The organism is Acinetobacter guillouiae, assembly GCF_002370525.2.
GTDB classification, from domain to species: Bacteria; Pseudomonadota; Gammaproteobacteria; order Pseudomonadales; family Moraxellaceae; genus Acinetobacter; species Acinetobacter guillouiae.
In genome coordinates this window covers 1,240,018-1,260,848 of sequence record NZ_AP014630.1, presented here as the reverse complement: position 1 = coordinate 1,260,848, position 20,831 = coordinate 1,240,018, and the positions used below count along the sequence as shown (strand labels likewise).

Here is a 20,831-nt window from a genome sequence, read left to right as displayed (position 1 = left end):
ATTTACATAGCAAGGAATGAAATGAAACTGACTAGGATAAGCACTTTACTGATATTGCCCATGGTATTAACCGCATGCCAATCCAGTACTGTAAATAAGCTGACAAGAGATCTGCCTTCCCCAGATGGACGCTTTCATGTGGAAGTTCTTCAGTGTCGAGCCAATGATGCAATGTTTGGTGATGCAACCCAAGTTCAGGTTTCCGTTCTAAAGAAAGGCGAAACTGAAAAATGTCGATCATTTATTCATGCATTGGCGCAATTCGATGTAAGAACCATCGACTTTGGCGCCAAAGATAATGCTTTACACATGGAGTGGCTGTCAGACACTGAACTTAGTGTATGGCATCGTAGTTTTGCAACATCTCAAGGAAAGAATTATATAGGGCCTGATGTACAGCAAAGCCAAGCTAATTCTCCAATTAAAGTGATTTTTTCGCCTTTGGCTGCACAAATTGGAATGCCATCTCAGATAAAAAAATAAAGCGTTATACACAATAAACCGATGTATAAATCGTCTAGTTTTGAGTGCTGTTGTGATACAGCTGACGCTTATGGGTTAAGTCTGTCTTCCGAGCTATAGTCAAAGCACCTAATTATTCATACAAGTGATTTGCATCAAGTCATCAAGCATAAATGAAACTTATGTTTTGAATGAACTTTTATAAACAGTTGGTTATCAATTCATTTTTTGTACTTTTGAATCCTAGATGATGATCCTAACGTGTGGCGACATGGATGTCGCGCCCTTGTGTGTGGGAATGCGGAGGTACAGGACGTACCCTCGCCCAACTCCAAATATCCTATTTCATCAAGAATTTTATATCGAACTCAGCTTAGATCTATAAATGCAATCAGTATTTTTGATCAAAAAACCGTACCAACTCATATCAATATCAGTTAACAACGCTCTACACAACACATCTAAAAAGAAGCCCTTCGACTAATCATATTAATTCATATACTTTTCATAAAAAAAGATAAGGTCGTCAAATACAAAATAATCAGGCACAAAATACAAAGTTATCTATTGTGATGTACGTCACTATAACCCTGCATTTATTTAAGTACATTACTATTTTATTAAACAGTGCGACTAAATGTAATTTATTGAAATCATAAAAAATGATTTTAAATAAATATTAAAAATCAACCTTCAAAAATGAATGGGTTTTACTATGAAATTAGCTCTATTAAGTACTGCAACTTTATCTGCGTTAACGCTTTCTGTTTCAGCTTTTGCTGCTGATCCTGTAACAGTTAACGGCGGTACAGTACATTTTACTGGTGAAATCGTAAATGCAGCATGTGCTGTAAGTACAGAATCTTCAAATCAAACTGTTGATTTAGGCCAATACCGTACTGCACGTTTAGCTGTTGCTGGCGATAAAACAACTCCAGTACCGTTCCAAATCAAACTTGTTGACTGTGATCCAACAGTTCAAGCAACTGCTGCTGTTGCATTTTATGGTCAGTCTGTAACGTCTAATGCAAACTTACTTTCAGTTGCTGCTGGTGGTACAAACTCTACTGCTGCAACAAATGTAGGGATTGAGATTGCTGATGACACTTCAAAAATCTTAGGTGTTACTGGTGCTAGTTTCTCTACTCCTAAAACATTGATCACTGGTGACAACACACTTCAATTCAGCGCTCGTTATGTCGCTACTGGTGCATCTACACCTGGTCAAGCAAATGCTGATGCAACTTTTGTAGTGAAATATGAATAATTTATCTGCCTAAGATAATTATTAACTATTTGATTACATGAGCTTATTTACCATGAAAAAGTATATAACCCTGATTGTTGGAATATTAGTAAGTACTCCTATTTACGCAGAAAGTTATGTATTTGGTGGAAGAGCTCATTTTCAGGGAGTTTTGATAAATCAAAGCTGCTCAATCTTGATTGAGAATAATGCTGCTGTATCTATTAAAACTCCCAATTCTCCAATACAAATCAATTTTTCATTATGCCCTGTGAGCATCTACGACAATCTTGCCATTGGTTTATCTCAACAAAACAAGCCAACCCATGAGATGTTTTATACAGATCCAAAAGCAAGAAATGATTTTGATATTCATCAAGAATTAAACATTCAAGGTCTTGAACAGACCCGTCTGAATCAGAAATTTATTCGACAAATTGATCGACCTGAACGTTATGACAGTTTCGCTAAAAATAGGATTGGTATTCTTCTCAACCAAACTCCTGAGAAGTCATCCGCTCAAGCATCAAATATTTTAATTTCTGTTTTTTATCCATAAATGAATTCTAAGGACTTATATGAAACTGAACGTATTTAAAAATGGTGTTCTTAGTATAACCTTAGCCTGCTTAGCATCTACCAGCTTGGCCAATAACAACATTATTGGCGGTATTTCACTTGGGGCAACTCGTGTTATTTACCCAACCGATGCCAAGCAAGTTTCATTGGCTATTGTCAACAGCAACAATAAAGAACGCTTTTTAATTAACTCATGGATTGAAAATAATTTAGATGAAAAATCAAAAGATTTTCTGATCACTCCGCCCTTATTTGTCGCAGAAGCAAATAGCGAAAATACATTAAGAATCGTCAATGTTGCCACCAACTTAGCACAAGATAGAGAGTCGGTTTTTTGGGTCAATGTCAAGGCAATTCCTTCGATCGATAAATCGACTTTGACTGACAAGAATATTTTACAACTTGCTGTTTTATCTCGAATCAAACTGTTTGTTCGACCAATAAATCTAAAAACTAAACCTGAAGCCGCATTAGAAAAACTTAATTTTTCAAAATCAGCAGAAGGAATCATGGTGAATAATCCATCTCCATATCATGTTTCTTTTGTGAACGTTTTTGTTGATAACCAAAAAGTGCCAAATGTGATGGCGAGTCCTTTTGCCCAAACAAAAATTTCAGCGACTTCAGGCAATAAACTGAGTTATCAAACGGTCAATGATTACGGTGGTTTAACGGCTAAAGTTGATTTAGAACTGAAGTAATAATTATGAATAGTCTATTTTCAATGCCATACAATGTTGTATGCGTAAGGAGAAATATCAAGCGATATCCAGTGGGTATCGCAGTGACTATGCTGATTTCAATCGTAGTCCCAAGAATCAGTCATGCAGAACAGGTGTTTAACCCTGCATTTTTAACAGATAATTTATCCAATTCACAAATTTCTGATTTAAGCAGATTTGAGAAATCGACCCATCAATTGCCGGGCGTGTACCGAGTTGATGTGTATGTCAACGATCAATATGCGTTTACTCGCGACATCAATTTTATTGAAAAATCAGCCATTCAGGACACTACGGGTTTATTTCCGTGTTTAGACAGCAAAACATTGCAAGGGTTTGGAGTCAATATTGCCCAATACGAGCAATTGTCCAGCTCAAACCCACAATGTGTAGATTTTATTTCAATCATTGACGGTGCAAACAGCCACTTTCAATTTGATAAACAAAAATTATTAATCAGCTTGCCTCAAGCATCTTTACGCAACCAAATTCGCGGCTATATTCCACCCGATCAATGGGATGAAGGGATTAACGGCTTTTATACTAACTATAATATTTCGGGTTATGACAACTCTAAAACAGATACCAACAGTTTATTTTTACGTCTGGATAATGGACTGAATATTGGCTCATGGCAGTTCCGACATTCAGGAAGTTTTAACGCTAATTCGCACAATGGTAAAACCACAAATCAATGGAATAATTTAAACACCTATGTACAAAAAACCATTATTCCTTTAAAAAGCCAGCTGGTGATTGGTGATGGTTCAACCAGTAGCGAAATCTTTGATAGCTTTGGTTTTCGTGGCGCACACTTGTCAACCTCTGAAGCAATGTATCCAGACAGTCAGCAAGGTTATGCACCGACTGTTCGTGGGGTTGCAAAAACCAATGCAAAAGTGGTGATTAAACAAAATGGTTTTGTGATCCATCAGGTTAATGTCGCACCTGGTCCATTTCTTATCCAAGATTTAAATCCAACCTCAATCAGTGGTGACCTTTTGGTTACGATTGAAGAAAATGACGGTTCGATTCAAAGCTTTCAAGTGCCCTATTCAAGCCTTCCAGTGCTACAACGTGAAGGACGTACAAAATACAGTCTGGTGATTGGTGAGTACCGTAGCGGATTGGATTCTCAAGATAATCCGTCATTGCTACAGGCAACAGCAATTCACGGTTTAAAAAATGGTATATCCGTTTATGCGGGGACACAATTATCAGAAAAATATAAGAGTGCATTGGTGGGTCTAGGTGCTAACCTCGGCGATTATGGTGCTCTGTCTTTTGACCTTACTCATGCGGACAGCGAGTTGGCGGATCGATCCACGAGCAGTGGGCAGTCTCTGCGCTTTTTATATTCAAAATCATTATTAAGCTCTGGAACCACCTTCCAGTTATTGGGCTATCGTTATTCCACCAAAGGTTTCTATACCTTAAATGATGTTGCTTATAATCGTATGAGTGGCTATCACGTTTCCGAAACTCAAGACGGAAATCAAGCCAATACCCCGATCATTACGGATTACTACAATTTATATAATTCTAAAAAAGGTCGCTTTGAAGTCAATATCTCGCATTCACTTGGCAACTATGGTTCTTTATTTGTCTCCGGAAATCAGCAAACCTATTGGGACACCAACAAAAAAAATGAATGGGTTCAAGCGGGTTATGCAAACTCATGGAAAGCACTGAATTATTCATTCTCAGTCAGCCGTAACAAATATTCTGAGATTAATCAAAGTGACACCATGTATGCCATGAATATCTCCTTCCCATTGGACAAGCTATGGCCGAAAGCGAATTTCCGCAATCATCCAATCCAAAATGCATATAGCACTTTTTCGACCACACAAAATTCAAATGGGAATGAGTCCTATATGGCAGGTTTAAGTGGCACCTTACTGAAAGATCGTAATTTAAGTTATAGCATCAATCAGGGACAAGTCAGTAAGCAAGGCGATATTGGTTCAGTCAGCCTAAATTACAATGGCAGTTACGGTACTGTAGGTGCAGGTTATAGCTACGAAAAGAACTCAAATCAATTTACCTATAACGCATCTGGCGGTATTTTAGCGCACCGTGATGGGATTACCTTTGGTCAACCGTTAGGTAGCACCTCAATTTTGGTCAAAGCACCCGGTGCAAAAGGTGTAAATATCGAAAACTATACCGGCGTTAAAACCGATTGGCGTGGATATGCCATCGTTCCTTATGCCACTGAGTATCGTGCCAATCGTGTTGCACTCAATTCAAATACTTTCAGTAATAATCTCGAAATCAGCAATAACGTTGAAAATGTCGTTCCAATCAAAGGGGCGATTGCCAGAGCGACGTTTAATACCAGTTTAGGTGTTAGAGCACTTATCACCTTATCGCATAACGGCAAGTTTATACCGTATGCAAGCAGTGTAATCGAAAAGGAAAGTTCAGCCACCAGTATCGTTGCAGATGATGGACGAGTTTATTTAACAGGACTTCCGCTCAAAGGCACACTGCAAGTGAATTGGGGTGAATCTGCTGAAGGAAAATGTTTGGCAAACTACGATATTTCAGACATGGATCTCAGCAAACCCGTTATTCAATTTGATCTTGAATGTCAATAAGGAGAGATCATATGAAATTTAAGCTTTTAATTTCCAGTATGTTGTTGCTTACTTCTGCCCCATCTTTTGCAGTTGTCTGTTGGAACAGTAAAGGGAACGGTGTGGTGGATGAAGTTTTTTATGATCTATCCAATAGTTTCAACAGCTCCAATAATGCTGTAGGTAAAATTGTAGAGCTTAAAAGAAACTTTAGTTCACAGGTCTATGGAACCTGCCCAGTTCATAACTCCAGTATTAGTCGAAATAGAACCATGCGTAGTTATGTTTCTGACCACTCTGTGGTAGAAACCATTGATCGATATAAATACTTGCCGATCAACGATTATTTGGTCGGTGCCATGAAAATTACCGATAGCTTCGCAGGAGACTTTTATCCGCCTGCAAACTATGTACAGATGGGTACAGACCCCAATGTAAGTAGAGGTCAACCCTTTGGTATTTGGGATTCAAACTTTACCTTCCGCCTCAAAGTGATTAAACCTTTTATTGACTTTGTGCCTATTCCGAAAAAAACCATGTTTACTGTGTATGTCACAACAGGTTCAGCAGATCCTTTAAGTATCCCTGTTTATAAGATCAGTTACAGCGGTTCTATTACGGTTCCACAAAGTTGCAAAATTGGCACAGGTGACTTTTTAGAAATTAAGTTTGGGGAAATTCCAGCCTATGCCTTTAGTCAGGCAGGTCCAGGCAATAAACCCAACAATGTCAATAAACAGAGTCATACCTTAGCAATTCAATGTACCAATATTGATGCCCAAGCAATGCTGACACTTCGGCTTGAGGCTGAAAAAGCCACTGGAGATATGATGATCTCAGATAATCCAGATATTGGCTTTAAGATGTCAGATCAAAACGACAATGTGTTATTGCCCAATAATATCAATAGTGTGATTCCGTTTAATCTCAATCAACAACCAGCCAACGTGACCATCAAAGCTTGGCCCGTCAGTATCACTGGAAATAAACCAGTAATTGGTCCGTTTAAGTCTAGAGGATATCTCAGAGTGGATTTTGATTAGGAGACCACCATGAAAAACAGAGCAAGATATATGGCAGTTGCCACAACGATATGTTGTTTAAATATTCATCAACTCTCTCATGCTCAAAATAGCAATGTAGAGCTGGGTCGAGTGAATATTGAGCTTTCAGGGATCGTGACGACAGCAACATGTGGCGTGTTAAGTTCTGAACAAGATAAATATATACAGCTTGGCACTGTTGCCAGCAAAGACTTACCCAGTGTAGGCAGCCAATCGAAGCCTACACCAATCCATTTTGAGATGAGTAACTGCCCACCGAATGGATCTGTGACCATCACTTTTGAAGGGCCTCGAAATAACGAAAATGCTGAACTTTTAGCGCTCGATGCCTTAACCAATAAAGCTGAAAATATTGCCATAGAAATCCGAGATCAAGATAAAAAAAGACTGCCTTTAGGTAAGAAAAGCGAAGCCTTTAGTACAGATATCAATGGCAATGTTTCAGCACTCTTTTATGCAAATTATATTGTGACCAAAGCGCAAGCCCTTGCAGGCATTGCAAATGCAAATGCTCAATTTTCTATTCAATATGATTAAACGCATAACGCGATTCATGATTGACGGTTAACACGATTGAATATTCAAACTCTTTAAGGCGAAGCATTAAGAATTCATCATTCTTATTTGAACAACATAGAAAATAGCTGACAACTTTTATCTATTTTCATCATTCAAATCTCCGCACCGCTTTAAAGAAAAATGAATAGCGCGAATACAAAGACAAATCTTTGATTACTTTAAATAAAAAATAAATACACAGAAACATCGAATGAGTATTGGGAGAATTCATGAAAACTTTTTTTAAAATAAAAAGTGTGAATAAAGGAATGGCACTTTTATTAGACGATTTCTGTAAAAAAAAAGGCTTAGATGTTTCAAGCGATGCTGAATATTCACTCAATGATCACATTCCATTTGGAGAATGGCTTAAGAGAATAAAACAAATCAATAAACAATTTCCCCAAATTGGTGTTGGATTAGACATTGGTGCTTTAGCTCAGCCAAAACATATCGGCATTGTGGCTTATATGGCACAATCAAGTGACACTTTATTTGACTATATTGAAATACTGTCTCAATACGAAAAACTTTGGTTTAACTACATCCCCAAAAAAGTCCAGCTTGACGAACACTACTTTTCAATCTCGTGGGACAAACCCGCCTATTTGCAAGTGGGTTTATATATTGAAGAAACCACCATCGTTGAAGAAATACAGGTATCTACGCTCTATCACCATTTCCAACAACTCATTGATTCAGATGAAAATATTTTTCATCGTTTAGAGCTTGCGATACCTAGGCCCAATGATATAAAAAAATACCAACAACTGTTTAAATGCCCCATTAGATTTAATGCGAAAAAAACCCAGATTGTTTTACCCAACTCATTATTGGATGTCCAATTAAAATATTATGACCCTATTCTTTTAGACATATTATTGAATCATGCCGATATAATGCTCAGTAAAATGCCACAAGAAGATTCTTTTTTAGAGCTGATCACACTAAGGACGATACAAGCACTTGAACGCAATGATGTGCAAATTCAATCTATCGCAAAATCATTAAATACCTCTGCCCGCATGTTGCAAAAAAATTTAAAAAGCAAAGGGCTATCATTTAAAGACATCCTCAGTAATATTCGTCAAAATTTAGCCAAAAAACATCTTCAAAATCCTACAATCTCCATTACAGAAATTGCTTTTTTACTCGCCTATAAAGATCAAACCTCGTTTAATCGTGCTTTTAAAGACTGGAATGGCGTCTCACCTTCCATGTGGAGAAAACAAAACATCAATAATAAACGCGATATAAATGAAAAGTTTGACACGGAACTCGATAGGTTTGATGCCTAACTGGCTAAAATCGCTTAACTCACGATAAAGTAACGTAGATGACATAGCTTAAGTTATTGATTTTTTACTTTTAATAAATGAAATTATAACAAGCAAACTTTGTACTGCTGGTTTTACCCTTAACCGACAAAGTTTGCGTGTTTTCCTGTGCTGTTGAATGATGATTTAATCCAAATGGACTGCCATACGCTTCGCGGTTTTCTTCTTGCGTGTCACCATAAGACCACAAATCACCACGATGGAGGTTACCCCTAAGGACAAAGTCGTTTCATAGCTATATTGAGGCGATAAAAACATATAGCCCAATACACTCATAATCACCACAATGACAAACCATGTCAGCCAAGGAAATAACCACATTTTAAAGGTCACTTGAGCGCCTATTTTTTCCAGTTTAGCTCTTGAACGTAGTTGAGACACAGCAATGACTAAATAAACCACCAAAGCAATTGAACCGGTTGTTGAAAGTAAAAATCCAAAAACTTGTCCTGGGAACATATAATTCACGGCGCAACAAATCAGTCCAACCAAGGTTGAAGCAAACACTGCGATTGTTGGTACACCTGTATCATTAATTTTAGTCACAACTTTCGGGGCTTCTTGACGCGCGCCCAATGCAAACAGCATCCGTGAAGAAGTATATACAGCCGCATTCATACAACTTGCCACCGCAATAAACACCACCATGTCCATAATCAATTTGGTTTGCGGCACATTGAGGCTGACCAAGACATATTGAAAGGTCCCTAATTTTTGTAAATCGGGTGAACGCCAATCGACTAAAGCTACTGCTAAAAAAATTGAAACGACAAAGAATAAAATGATGCGATATAGCACCAAATTGGTGGCACGTTTAATTTTCTCTTGTGGATTTTTAGACTCTGCCGCAGCAATCGACAGAATTTCAATCCCAAAAAATGAAAATGCCGAAATTAAAATCGCCGAAAGAACACCACCCATTCCATGTGGCATAAACCCGCCATTGGAAAATAAATGCCCCACACCACTGACATCACGAGCCAAAGGCCAAAGACCGAATACAGCCGATGCACCAATAATAATAAACAGCACTATCGCAATCACTTTAATTAAAGCGAACCAAAACTCAAACTCACCAAAACTTTTGGTACTAAAGAAATTGGCTAAACTGAGTAAAATAATAAAAGCAAAGGCATAAATAGCACTGGAAACTTGAGGAAACCATGCATGTAAAATTTCAGCACCGGCAATTGCTTCGATGGGGATCACCAAAACCCAAAACCACCAATACAACCAACCCACGGTAAAGCCTGCCCAAGGACCAATTGCTTTACGCGCATAGGTAGAAAATGAACCTGTATCTGGTTGTGCAACGGCCATTTCACCAAGCATACGCATCACCAGAAAAACGATAATACTGGTAATAATATAAGCCAGTACAGCAGCAGGACCTGCTTTGGCAATGGCAGCTGAAGAGCCGACAAATAAACCAGCACCAATAACGCCACCGATACTAATCATCGTGATATGTCGGTTGGAAAGTCCTTCACCTAATTTTGTTGTTTTAGCATCATTCATATTTTATTCCTTAAAAATACTTTTAAAATCATGATTTACATTGTTAAATCCTTATTAAAAAGAGAGAAAATCAATGACTTCCCCTCTATGACAGCAAAAATTAATTTAAAGTCGGCATCGAAAATTGTTTGGCTTCACGAATCTGTGTAGATGGCCAACGTTGGGTAATGGTTTTACGACGTGTATAGAAACGCACTCCATCTGGCCCATAGGCATAGAGGTCACCAAATAACGAACGTTTCCAGCCACCAAAACTATGATATGCAACAGGTACAGGCAATGGCACATTTATACCGACCATTCCCACTTGAATGTGGTGACTAAAATAGCGCGCAGCCTCCCCATCACGGGTATAAATACAGGTACCATTTCCATACTCATGGTCATTAATCAGTTGCATTGCTTCATGCATGGTTTCTACACGAATCACTTGTAAAACAGGGCCAAAAATTTCTTGCTGATAACTGGTCATGTCTGATGAAACCTGATCAATCAGCGTTGGGCCAACAAAAAAACCTGTTTCATAACCGACAGGTTTGGCGTCACGACCATCGACAACGATTTTAGCACCTTGGCGTTCAGCACTTTGGATAAAAGCTTGAACTTTATCTTTATGTGCTTGAGAAATGAGCGGTCCAAAGTCATTTTGTTGATCTGTATAATGACCAAACTTGAGTTGTTGCATTTCGTGAGTCAGTTTTTCAATCACCAGATCCGCAATTTCATCGCCAATTGCCACGGCAACAGATAAAGCCATACAGCGTTCACCTGAGGAGCCAAAAGCTGCACCTAATAATGAGTTCACCACATTATCAATATCCGCATCGGGCATGATAATCGCGTGATTTTTTGCCCCACCTAGTGCCTGACAGCGTTTGCCTGCTGAAGTTGCTGTACGATAAATATATTCAGCAATCGGGGTTGAACCAACAAAGCTGATCGCTTGAATATTTGGATGATGTAATAAGGCATCCACTGCTTGTTTATCACCATTGATGACGTTAAACACACCATCGGGTAAACCTGCCTGTTTAAGTAATTCCGCCAAATATAATGCTGCGGATGGGGTTTTTTCAGAAGGTTTTAAAATAAAGCAGTTTCCGCAAACAATCGCCATTGGGAACATCCACAATGGCACCATTGCTGGAAAATTAAATGGTGTAATCCCAGCAACCACGCCTAAAGGTTGAAATTCACTCCATGAATCAATATCTGGGCCAACATTTTTTGAGTATTCACCTTTTAAAAACTCAGGTGCACCACATGCATATTCAACATTTTCAATTCCGCGTTGTAACTCACCTTGCGCATCATGGCAAATTTTTCCATGTTCCTGTCCAATCAACTCACAGAGTTTTTCAGCATTGTCTTCTAGCAGTTGTTTAAACTTAAACATCACTCGTGCACGTTTAATCACAGGGGTATCACGCCATGCTGGAAAAGCCTGTTGTGCAATGTGAACCACGTGATTGACTAAGTCGCTATCTGCAAGCGCAACTTCTTTGCTGATCGCACCAGTGGCTGGGTGGTATACAGCTTGTGTTCTTGAGGTCTTGCTTACAAGTCCCCCTTGAATAAAATGCCCAACCAGTGTGATCGGTTGCACTGCTTCAACTGTTTCGGTATTAGACGGCTCGCCATCACTAAAATTTTCTAAATTGTTCATTACTTTTCCTTGTCTATGGTCTATCTGTTCCGTGTAGCTTTGCTTAGGGGGCTCACCCAAGTTATTTCACCTGATAAAGTGCTTCACCTACGGCATTCATCAAGCTGCTTAATTGCGCTTCTGTGCTGTTAAACATAGGACCAAACTGAAGGGTATCCCCGCCAAAACGCACATAAAAACCTGCTTTCCACAGCTTCATTCCAATTTCAAAACCTCGAATCGTGGCATCACCATCACGCGGTGCCAATTGCAAGGCACCAATCAATCCGCAGTTACGGATGTCGACAATATGGGGGGAACCTTTTAATTCATGGACAAGCTTTTCTAAAATTGGCGCTAAGTCAGCAGATTGCGAAATTAAATTTTCTTTTTCGAGTACATCTAAGGTGGCGAGAGCAGCGGCACAGGCAACAGGATGGGCCGAATAGGTATAGCCATGGGTAAATTCAATCGCATGTTCAGGTAGCTCTTGCTGCATAAACGCATTGTAAATTTCATGACTTGCCACCACACCACCTAATGGAATTGCGCCATTGGTAATCTGTTTAGCAAAGGTCAAAAGATCTGGTGTAACTCCGAAATGTTCAGCCGCAGTCCATTTACCGATACGCCCAAAGCCAGTGATCACCTCATCGAAAATCAGTAAAATATCGTGTTGGTCACAAATTTCTCGAAGACGTTGTAAATAACCAACTGGTGGCACGATACAGCCTGCTGAACCTGAAACAGGCTCTACAATCACTGCTGCAATATTAGAAGCATCATGTAATTCAATCAGTTTGAGCATTTCATCGGCCAGCTCAACCCCACCTGTCTCTGCACAGCCTTTGGTAAAACTTAAATGCGCTTGTAAGGTATGAGGCAAATGATCCACATCCATCAATTGACCAAACATTTTACGATTTCCACCAATGCCGCCGAGACTGGTCCCTGCCACGTTTACACCGTGATAGCCACGTGCCCGCCCAATCAATTTGGTTTTGCTTGGTTTGCCCTGAATACGCCAATATGCACGTGCCATCTTGATCGCAGTATCCGCAGACTCTGAACCAGAATCGGTAAAAAATACATGTTGCAGTTTTTCCGGCATCAGCTGAACAATTTTTTCAGCCAATTGAAAAGATAAAGGATGTCCAAATTGGAATGCAGGTGAATAATCCAATTTTGCCAATTGTTTACTCACAGCCTGTTGGATTTCAGGTCGTGTATGTCCTGCACCACAGGTCCATAATCCTGACAATGAGTCATAAATCTCTCGTCCATTACTGTCAACTAAATACGATCCTTTTGCGCCCACGATCATGCGCGGATCTTTATGAAAATTACGATTTGCAGAAAATGGCATCCAATGGGCTTGATAATTTAAATTCATCTGCTCATTTGACTGACTGGCTTCCAGTACGTCATCGCGGTCATTTGATGTATCGATATCAAACATAAGTACTCTTCTTGTTTTGTGGTTATCTCTTGAGTGTACAAAGCGAGATAGTTTTGATAAATTCAAAATATCTTGAGTTTAGATATAAAAAAGCAAAACTAAATGAAACCCAAAAAATTAAATCAAGTTACTGATTTTGATATAAAATTACTTAAAATATTTAAAACAGTCTGTGACTGTCACAGCTTCACTGCTGCTGAAAGTATCCTAGGGATTAGCCGTTCTGCGATAAGTTTGCATATGAGTGATCTGGAAAATCGCCTAGGGATTCGCCTCTGCCAACGCGGTCGAGCAGGCTTTTCCATCACCGATGAAGGTCGGGAAGTTTTAGAATATATAGAAGTACTGACCGCTTCGATTGAGGACTTTCGTGCGAAAATCAATCAAATGCATAATCAGCTCAAAGGTGAATTTAATATTGGTATTATTAATAACTTAGTCACGATGCCCAGTGCTTATATCACCAATACATTGGCGCAGCTTGCGGAAGAAAATACTGAGGTGGTTATTAATATTAGTATGAGCACACTGTCAGATATTGAGTGTCGTGTTTTGGACAATCGATTACATGCTGGGGCGATTCCTTTGGTCAGTCCATTGTCAGGCCTCGATTATTTTCATTTATATAATGAAGAGTCTTCCCTATATTGTGGACAAAACCACCCGCTGTTTCAGCATTTAGGTGAAATCAGTTTAGATGACTTAAAACGATGCAATACAGTACTTCCGAATTACGCCATTACCCCTGATGCAATGAAGTTGCATCAACGATTGAACTGTTCCGCCACAGCTAGTGATCGAGAAGGTATCGCCTTTCTGATTCTTTCAGGAAAATTTATGGGGTTTTTACCCGATCATTATGCGAAAAAATGGGTTCAAGATGGTTTGATGCAACCGATTTTACAAGAGAGAATGCATTACAGTACGCCGATCTGTCTAATTACCCACAAAGGAAAAAATTACAATATTATCTTAAAAACCTTTATGGATATATTAAATAAAACCATTCAACCGATAAAATAATATACAAAGATTTAAAACAGTTTTAAAATTCGATTATTTTTAATACACATTAAAATATAATCCAACTAAAATAATCAGATTATATTTTAACTTATCACACAGCATAATTTTTAATTTATGTTATTTACATCACAAATTAATAGGCTTAATAATAATCTACCACCAGTATTTTATGCTGATCACTTTCTAAATCTTGAATTTTTAAATGCGCCACACTATTGGCCTTTTTATCAACTAAGTTATTGAAATTAAAACTATCTATTGTGGTGGTTTTTCTCAGCACATCAATCGTATTATCAATCGCTTTGCAATTAGAATTATTAGAATCCTTTTCACATGTAAATTCTACAATCTGCCCTTGAAAATGAATCTCCTCTGCATAAGTGGCTAAACTTAAACTCGATATCGTTGTAAATGTTATTAATAAAAAGGATAGTTTTTTATTTAACTCCATCTCATTCCCCTCTAAAGAAATGGTGTAGTTAATTAATTACATAACCTTATTATTAATACAAGATTTTCCAATCAATAAATAAAAAAATAATTTTAAAAAATATGATTCACGTCAATTAATCATATTCAATTGTGACGGTTGCCATAGCTCGGACTTTTCCGGGCATCACTTTAGTTGCAGTCTGATAGTAACGCGCAGTCATTGGCACATTGTATTGAATATTATCATTTGACTTTAACGTGCCTAATTCTAGCTTGTCATTTTTAGCAATCACTTTATTCGAGTTTTTATATTGAGAAAGCAATTGTACGCCAACACCTGATGCATTACTTCCCGCAGCAGCATTGTTGCTAATAACATTTGTGGTATTGGTTACAGCATCATAATCAAAGCTTAGGCTGATTTTATTGCTTTCTTCATAACCCGTTGGGTTTTTTCCACCATTACACAAAATGTTGAGATCAAAGGCTTGCTCACCTTGCGTTGAGCCGACACCTTTAAAATCAACCTTATTTACCGTTGGCAGTGTCACCGTTTTATTAATATTGCCTTGGATTTCACATGATGAAGAAGCAATGGTAATCGCATTACCATATACCGTACTGGTTAAAAAAGGCTGATTCGGATAACCAATCACGTTATAACGACTATATTGTCCTGGGACCAATGCACCTGATCCTGTGGATGGTGCAGTTTTAACAATTTCTACAACGAAATATCCAGGCGATAAACGATAAGTGGTATATCTAGATAAACTTCTGGTATAAGGGTAATAACCTGAAAAGTTAGAATTATCTGCCGCTTCTCGGTATAGACGAATACCAATTCCTTCAATATTGGTACTATAAATTGAATTACCTGATGGGCTTATAGGATATCTCTGTTGCAAGACGGCTTCAATTGTGCCTGCTGAAGAATCACAAGAATATGTAGATCCATTCGATGAAATTGGAAATGTCGCTTTACGTAAAATCGTTCCAACGGCATCACTCGGTCTCACCACAACACGACCAACAGACATGCTCACATCTTGTGGTGTAAATCCACGTTGGGGTACACAAGCTGCATATGCGCCTGAACTCACGGTCCCAGCAATGAGCAAGAGCATACGATTTAAAACTTTAACGTTCATTGACATACACCTTCCGCCATAATCATATTTTGCTTTTTGTCTGCTGCTTGCGCAGAAACGTCATATTGAATTCGGCATTGTTCGTTGGCATTTTCGCCCCATTTCACTGTAACCGAGTCTGCAGTGGTATTGGTTCTTAAGTAAACCATACTTCCTTGCGCAACCATTCCAATATTTTCACCTTTTGTATCAAATACTTCTGCTGCAAAAGGTAAAGTTTCACCATTTTGTTTTTTGCTGCGAATATAAATTGCTTTACCAGTTTTCGTCGCAAAACTCACTTGTGAAATTGAACCTGCATAAGGTGCGATACGCTGACTTGTACCATCTAACTCTACATCTGTCGACATTCCTTGAGGATCAAGGCTAATGTCATTTAAACGATATGGGGTTACATATGGAATCACCGCATAACCAGATTTATTGATACTTAAACCTGTCGCATTATTCACTTTTGCACCAGCAGCTTCAGGTGCATACACCAATACCATGGTTTGCCCCTGATCTGGTCCAAACAAGACACCTTCAGGATGAGCAACAATATTACCACGTGCAGTCAACATGGCTTGTTGATAACCGTCAGCAGCACTGAATGAACCACCAACAGTCGCGTAGTTGGTACGATACTGAGCATTTAAATTGGCGCTTGGATTATCACCATAGCGCGTCGATACAGATGTACCATAGTTAAAACGATCGCCAACCACACCACTTACACCGACAGTCGCATTATCTTGCGTCATAATCGAGTTAAGGTTCGCTGAGCTTTTCTTAAATGAAAGTGGTAAGGACATGGTCAACATATACTCAGTATCACTATTGCTGATACTTGTAGCATTGTTTTCAACAATACGTTTAATTGCTGACAAACCATAAGTCAAACCACGATAGTTGTTGCTATAACCGACTTGATACTGGCGGGTTGTTTCCTGACGATTCCAGTAATCTACCCACGAACCTGTTGCATAAATGTTGCCAAAATCACGTGGTAAACCCTGATTTAGGGTGATCTGAAATTCACTGCGCTGTTTACCTACGTGAGCTGAGCTAATACCTTTATTGTCAAGGTCTTGTACCAATATCGCATCACGTAACTTATAAAAGTTTTCTGTAGAATAACGATATGCAGCTAAGGTCAAATTGGTATCTGTCGGTGTAATTAATTTACTATAACTGATACGGAAACTTTGCCCACTTTCACTTTTACGACGTTCAAAATCTGCTTGTGAATGCGTTACATCAAGTGCTATTGCGCCAATCGGTGTTGCAAAAGCACTGCCCAATGTCACTGCTGAATAGTCTTCTGAGAACTGTACACCACCATAAGCCGTGATCGAGTTGTTGATACCGCGTTGATATTTCCCTTGTACAATAAAAGGATCTAGATCGATATCTTTATCACGGAATTGACCCATTGACACAGAATAACGGCTCATTCCCGGACGGAGCATTTGTACAACAGATGCATAAGGAATTGAATAGCGTTGAATCTCACCATTGGCTTCTAAAATAGAAACTTCGAGTTCACCACCAAATCCTGTCGGATAGAGGTCATTGATTTCAAAACTACCTGGTGCAACCGTTGTTTGATAAATCAACTGACCTTGCTGACGTACTTCAACCTTGGCATTGGTTTTTGCATTACCGCGAATACGAGGTGCATAACCAATCATACTGTTGGGTAACATACGGTCATCACTGGAAAAATCGAAACCACGATAACCAAATGAATCAAAGATTTCACCGTCGGTAAAGCTTTCACCTAAAGTCAATACGCCACGGTATTGCGGGAATGCGCGTTGCACATAGGTGTTAATCGCGTCATAACTGGATTTAGATTGATTATCTGTGGTGGTGCGATCTTGCCATTGCCATTGACCATTATGGCGCAATTGCCAACCTGCCAAATTTGCACCAGCAGTTATCGAAGTAAAGGCGTTGGTAGTTTCTTGGCCACCTTGGGTTTGATTAAATGTTTTATATGCGCTGGCATTATAAGAAAGAAATGCAGCATTGATGCCACGATCCCAAACACTAGGGTCGACATAGCCTTGCGCATTTTTTTGCATCGCAACTTGCGGAATCGAAATATCGACACGTAAACGTGAAGTATCAAATTCATAAAACGAATCTTCAACCCACTGTTCAATTTTCTGACAACCAGTCAAAGCAAAACTTTCGCCTTTTTTTAACACGTCTGCTTTAACGCCGTATTCTAATAATTGGTTTGAGCTAAAGCAGGTAAACGCATTTTGATTATTTTCAGTCGCTTTAAACACCATACGGTGTTTACCAAACCAGTTACCATTGACATAAATATCCACATTATAGTCACCTGGTAACACAGGATTGCCATATTTAAAGCGATTTACATCTATCTTTTTGGCATCGCCAATTAAAAAAGCCGAATCAAATTCTGCTTCTGCAGCAGTCGGAGACTTTTCAGCCTCTTTTAAGTCAGTTTCAGATGCATTAACTAAAGCAGGAATGCTGAGCGTAATAACCCCACAAGCCACATAATAACTGATATGTCGCTTGATCCACTTGTAGCTTTGTTCATTTTTTTGCATAAAGAAGTCTGCCTATCAACAAATGAATAGGTTTTTTTACTCGCTTACTCTCAGATAAATGAAATGATTAAATCATCATTACGAAGGCGCTTTAAATTCCTTGCATTGAAGAAATTTAAAGACTTGTTCAATCTATTAAAACTTAATATTTCGCTCTACACGACCACCATAATCATTGATCGTGGTAAAGGTCATCTTAGCAACATTGGAATTTTTTAAACTCACCGTTCCATCAGAAAATGGTTTCAACATTAAGCCTTGAGAAATCAAATCAACGCGTTTGCCTGATTGATCTTGCATAATAGAGGTCAAGGTAATATGAAATGGTGTTGGGTTTTTTACGGTTAACTGAGTACCGTTATTGCTCCACTGTAATTTTTCAGGTGCCAAAGCGACATCTTCTTTAAGTCCAGCTGGGCGATAAAAAAACTTAATACGCGATCGAATCGCAAGTTGTAAAAAGTTATCTGGTACAACATTCTGATCTTTCGCAGAAGGCTTTGGTGGAATATCGAGAATATTTAACCAAAATAGCGTTTCTTGAGTTTTACTTAACTCATTTGCATTCGGCAAACTAGTAATACGTAAAGACTGCCCTTTTTTAGCTTCCACACGCGATATAGGCGGTGTAATCATAAAAGGCGCTTTCGATTGATCTGGAGTAGATTTCGCATCTCCTTCATCAATCCATGCTTGAACCAATGCAGGATTATTTCCGTTATTACTTACCTGTAAAGTAATTTCACGTGCATCAGATGGATAGATGACACGAGTACCATGAATGATGATTTCAGCATTCGCTGCACCAAACGGAATTAAAAATGCGAGTAAACCTTTTTTAAGAAAGGAATGATTCAAGAACATAACGATTATCTCTATATCTAAAATAAAGTAAAAGAGCTAGGTTGCCAGACAACCTAGCTCCGTACCATTCAATAAAAAATTATTGATAGATAATAGTATATTGAACAGATGTTGTTACTTTACCAGCAGCAGATGCATCAGTTGCATAATATTCAGCATAGTAATTAAGATCAGCTGCACCTTTATCCGCAACATCTACCCATTGAGAGTTAGTTTGCGCGCCAGAAGCACCAGCAGCAAGTACAGGAATAAATTGGTTATTTGAACCTAACAATTGAACTTGAACGTTTTTCGCGCCAGTTGCATCTGTATTGTTTAAACGACCAGTACCAAAATCAACTGTTGAACCTGGTTCAAAATAAGTTGCTACTTTGCCTTCAGAGCAGTTAGCCAAGTTGATTGTGAATGGCGTACGACCAGCGATATCACCAGTTTTAGCAAGAGTTTGCTTAGAAACTGTAGGAAGCGTTACAGTGAAATCTTTACCTTGTGGAGTCACGATATCACAAGTTTTGTCAGTTACTAGACCATTGATTGTGATTGTGCCGTCCGCTGCGAAAGCGCTAGACATTGCTAAAATTGAAACTGATGCTGCTAAAAAAATATTTTTCATACCAAGTATCCTATACAGACAAAAAAATGATTCGTTTCGGTCGTTGGCTATTATGCACACTGAAACAAAAATGTAAACAATGTCACACTTTATACAGCAAATAGATACAAGCGTATATAAATTTGTATTTTTTGAGCAAAATATTTTAATTATATATTTCAGTATGTTAAATAATTATTAAATTCATATTTCAGTTTTATTTAAAGATTTTTTTTTTGTAAATTTTACATAAAAAATTGAACTTCACGTTATTTCAGCATCAATTTAGAATTAAATTGATGCGTTTAGCTCATGCTTTTATGTAAATTGATCTCATCGACCCTATTCCAATTTAGCCATGTATATTTAGAAATTTAGGCTAAAAATAGCAATTCAAAAACTTACCTTTATGACTCCACAAAGTCCATCAAACAAGGCATATCCATGCTTTAGGCACTGTTTTAATCATTGATGTTGCGCTTCAATTCTGTATTTTCGCTGACCAGCGTTTGCCAAGTAACGCTGTTAAGATGCCCGATCATGGTATTTATATATGAGTTTAAGGAATGAATTTTTCAAAACAGTCTATATGATATTCAAATTTTTACTGTTCAAAATCATATAAATATTTTTTCTCATAAAAATGTGAATTAGTTAACATATTAATATTTGTGTTGTGTTTGAACCTATTTCTGAACAATCTATTCAGGACTACACCTCTTCACCTGTATTGTTTTTCTCACTTTATCTAGATAATCGCCTACATCAACATCTACAACCGCCCAGATAAAGCCTTTAAAATCTTCATCATTAAGAAACTTACTTACTTCTGATGCCAATGGAATATTTTTGCCATCTTCTGCAAGAATCTCCAAATGATCTGCAATTGCTTCCTTAGCATTGCTTAATGCTTCTTCAAAAGTATCACCAGCAGAAAAACATCCCTGAATATCAGGAACAATCACGCCATAGGCTTCATCATTCGAACCTTTTTCTACTGCAATTGGATATAACATACTCACCT

General features: G+C 38.3%; 17 protein-coding genes and 1 pseudogene. 9 read left to right on the top strand and 9 right to left on the bottom strand.

Annotated elements, in window-relative coordinates; genetic code table 11:
- Window positions 1–21 precede the first annotated feature (21 nt).
- From AS4_RS05900 to AS4_RS05865, 8 genes are all read left to right on the top strand, one after another.
- A complete protein-coding gene (locus AS4_RS05900; protein WP_096733518.1) occupies window positions 22–483 on the top strand; it encodes a hypothetical protein in 462 nt (153 codons plus the stop codon).
- A 694-nt stretch (window positions 484–1,177) separates the two neighbouring features.
- A complete protein-coding gene (fimA, locus tag AS4_RS05895; RefSeq protein WP_016539504.1) occupies window positions 1,178–1,729 on the top strand; it encodes a type 1 fimbrial major subunit FimA in 552 nt (183 codons plus the stop codon).
- A 52-nt stretch (window positions 1,730–1,781) separates the two neighbouring features.
- A complete protein-coding gene (locus tag AS4_RS05890) occupies window positions 1,782–2,267 on the top strand; it encodes a hypothetical protein (protein ID WP_096733517.1) in 486 nt (161 codons plus the stop codon).
- Between the two features lie 19 nt (window positions 2,268–2,286).
- On the top strand, window positions 2,287–2,988 hold the full coding sequence (locus AS4_RS05885; protein ID WP_096733516.1) for a fimbria/pilus periplasmic chaperone: 702 nt from the start codon (window positions 2,287–2,289) through the stop codon (window positions 2,986–2,988).
- Window positions 2,989–2,993: 5 nt separating this feature from the next.
- A complete protein-coding gene (gene fimD, locus AS4_RS05880) occupies window positions 2,994–5,612 on the top strand; it encodes an outer membrane usher protein FimD (RefSeq protein WP_096733515.1) in 2,619 nt (872 codons plus the stop codon).
- An 11-nt stretch (window positions 5,613–5,623) separates the two neighbouring features.
- Window positions 5,624–6,634, top strand: a complete 1,011-nt coding sequence (locus AS4_RS05875; RefSeq protein ID WP_096733514.1) for a fimbrial protein — start codon at window positions 5,624–5,626, stop codon at window positions 6,632–6,634.
- 9 nt (window positions 6,635–6,643) lie between these two features.
- On the top strand, window positions 6,644–7,192 hold the full coding sequence (locus tag AS4_RS05870) for a fimbrial protein (protein WP_096733513.1): 549 nt from the start codon (window positions 6,644–6,646) through the stop codon (window positions 7,190–7,192).
- A gap of 251 nt (window positions 7,193–7,443) precedes the next feature.
- On the top strand, window positions 7,444–8,511 hold the full coding sequence (locus AS4_RS05865; protein WP_096733512.1) for a helix-turn-helix domain-containing protein: 1,068 nt from the start codon (window positions 7,444–7,446) through the stop codon (window positions 8,509–8,511).
- Window positions 8,512–8,676: 165 nt separating this feature from the next.
- Here the strand turns inward: AS4_RS05865 and AS4_RS05860 are convergent, their stop codons facing one another.
- The 3 genes from AS4_RS05860 to AS4_RS05850 all read right to left on the bottom strand — a co-directional run bounded on the left by AS4_RS05860 (window position 8,677) and on the right by AS4_RS05850 (window position 13,172).
- Complete coding sequence (locus AS4_RS05860; RefSeq protein WP_096733511.1) at window positions 8,677–10,068, bottom strand: amino acid permease; 1,392 nt, start codon at window positions 10,066–10,068, stop codon at window positions 8,677–8,679.
- A 100-nt stretch (window positions 10,069–10,168) separates the two neighbouring features.
- Window positions 10,169–11,734, bottom strand: a complete 1,566-nt coding sequence (locus tag AS4_RS05855) for a CoA-acylating methylmalonate-semialdehyde dehydrogenase (RefSeq protein WP_096733510.1) — start codon at window positions 11,732–11,734, stop codon at window positions 10,169–10,171.
- Between the two features lie 61 nt (window positions 11,735–11,795).
- Complete coding sequence (locus AS4_RS05850; RefSeq protein ID WP_096733509.1) at window positions 11,796–13,172, bottom strand: aspartate aminotransferase family protein; 1,377 nt, start codon at window positions 13,170–13,172, stop codon at window positions 11,796–11,798.
- Between the two features lie 102 nt (window positions 13,173–13,274).
- On the opposite strand from AS4_RS05850, the gene AS4_RS05845 reads away from it, so the two are divergent.
- Window positions 13,275–14,195 (top strand): LysR family transcriptional regulator, encoded by a 921-nt coding sequence (locus AS4_RS05845; RefSeq protein WP_034614012.1) that lies wholly within the window; start codon window positions 13,275–13,277, stop codon window positions 14,193–14,195.
- 145 nt (window positions 14,196–14,340) lie between these two features.
- Here AS4_RS05845 and AS4_RS05840 read toward each other — a convergent pair whose 3' ends face one another.
- From AS4_RS05840 to AS4_RS05815, 6 genes and pseudogenes are all read right to left on the bottom strand, one after another.
- Window positions 14,341–14,649: a hypothetical protein gene (locus tag AS4_RS05840; RefSeq protein ID WP_096733508.1), complete on the bottom strand. Its 309-nt coding sequence runs from the start codon at window positions 14,647–14,649 to the stop codon at window positions 14,341–14,343.
- Window positions 14,650–14,764: 115 nt separating this feature from the next.
- Complete coding sequence (locus AS4_RS05835; RefSeq protein ID WP_096733507.1) at window positions 14,765–15,781, bottom strand: fimbrial protein; 1,017 nt, start codon at window positions 15,779–15,781, stop codon at window positions 14,765–14,767.
- On the bottom strand, window positions 15,778–18,351 hold the full coding sequence (locus AS4_RS05830) for a fimbria/pilus outer membrane usher protein (protein WP_096733506.1): 2,574 nt from the start codon (window positions 18,349–18,351) through the stop codon (window positions 15,778–15,780). Before AS4_RS05830 ends, AS4_RS05835 begins: the two co-directional genes overlap by 4 nt.
- Before the next feature lie 135 nt (window positions 18,352–18,486).
- The gene (locus tag AS4_RS05825) at window positions 18,487–19,215 is read right to left on the bottom strand and encodes a fimbrial biogenesis chaperone (RefSeq protein WP_004722241.1); all 729 of its coding nucleotides are present in this window, start codon (window positions 19,213–19,215) and stop codon (window positions 18,487–18,489) included.
- 79 nt (window positions 19,216–19,294) lie between these two features.
- Window positions 19,295–19,828, bottom strand: coding sequence for a fimbrial protein (locus AS4_RS05820; protein ID WP_096733505.1), 534 nt, complete (start codon window positions 19,826–19,828; stop codon window positions 19,295–19,297).
- Window positions 19,829–20,541: 713 nt separating this feature from the next.
- Window positions 20,542–20,823: pseudogene (locus AS4_RS05815) on the bottom strand (type II toxin-antitoxin system HicB family antitoxin); the annotation flags it as partial.
- Window positions 20,824–20,831: the final 8 nt, after the last annotated feature.

Excerpts from the sequence above, each read along its gene's own strand:
- AS4_RS05820 (WP_096733505.1), bottom strand. The coding sequence starts at position 19,828 with ATGAAAAATATTTTTTTAGCAGCATCAGTTTCAATTTTAGCAATGTCT.
- AS4_RS05840 (WP_096733508.1), bottom strand. The coding sequence starts at position 14,649 with ATGGAGTTAAATAAAAAACTATCCTTTTTATTAATAACATTTACAACG.
- AS4_RS05860 (WP_096733511.1), bottom strand. The coding sequence starts at position 10,068 with ATGAATGATGCTAAAACAACAAAATTAGGTGAAGGACTTTCCAACCGA.
- AS4_RS05870 (WP_096733513.1), top strand. The coding sequence starts at position 6,644 with ATGAAAAACAGAGCAAGATATATGGCAGTTGCCACAACGATATGTTGT.
- AS4_RS05875 (WP_096733514.1), top strand. The coding sequence starts at position 5,624 with ATGAAATTTAAGCTTTTAATTTCCAGTATGTTGTTGCTTACTTCTGCC.
- AS4_RS05865 (WP_096733512.1), top strand. The coding sequence starts at position 7,444 with ATGAAAACTTTTTTTAAAATAAAAAGTGTGAATAAAGGAATGGCACTT.
- AS4_RS05835 (WP_096733507.1), bottom strand. The coding sequence starts at position 15,781 with ATGAACGTTAAAGTTTTAAATCGTATGCTCTTGCTCATTGCTGGGACC.
- AS4_RS05900 (WP_096733518.1), top strand. The coding sequence starts at position 22 with ATGAAACTGACTAGGATAAGCACTTTACTGATATTGCCCATGGTATTA.
- AS4_RS05825 (WP_004722241.1), bottom strand. The coding sequence starts at position 19,215 with ATGTTCTTGAATCATTCCTTTCTTAAAAAAGGTTTACTCGCATTTTTA.
- AS4_RS05830 (WP_096733506.1), bottom strand. The coding sequence starts at position 18,351 with ATGCAAAAAAATGAACAAAGCTACAAGTGGATCAAGCGACATATCAGT.
- fimA (WP_016539504.1), top strand. The coding sequence starts at position 1,178 with ATGAAATTAGCTCTATTAAGTACTGCAACTTTATCTGCGTTAACGCTT.
- fimD (WP_096733515.1), top strand. The coding sequence starts at position 2,994 with ATGAATAGTCTATTTTCAATGCCATACAATGTTGTATGCGTAAGGAGA.
- AS4_RS05890 (WP_096733517.1), top strand. The coding sequence starts at position 1,782 with ATGAAAAAGTATATAACCCTGATTGTTGGAATATTAGTAAGTACTCCT.
- AS4_RS05885 (WP_096733516.1), top strand. The coding sequence starts at position 2,287 with ATGAAACTGAACGTATTTAAAAATGGTGTTCTTAGTATAACCTTAGCC.
- AS4_RS05845 (WP_034614012.1), top strand. The coding sequence starts at position 13,275 with ATGAAACCCAAAAAATTAAATCAAGTTACTGATTTTGATATAAAATTA.
- AS4_RS05855 (WP_096733510.1), bottom strand. The coding sequence starts at position 11,734 with ATGAACAATTTAGAAAATTTTAGTGATGGCGAGCCGTCTAATACCGAA.
- AS4_RS05850 (WP_096733509.1), bottom strand. The coding sequence starts at position 13,172 with ATGTTTGATATCGATACATCAAATGACCGCGATGACGTACTGGAAGCC.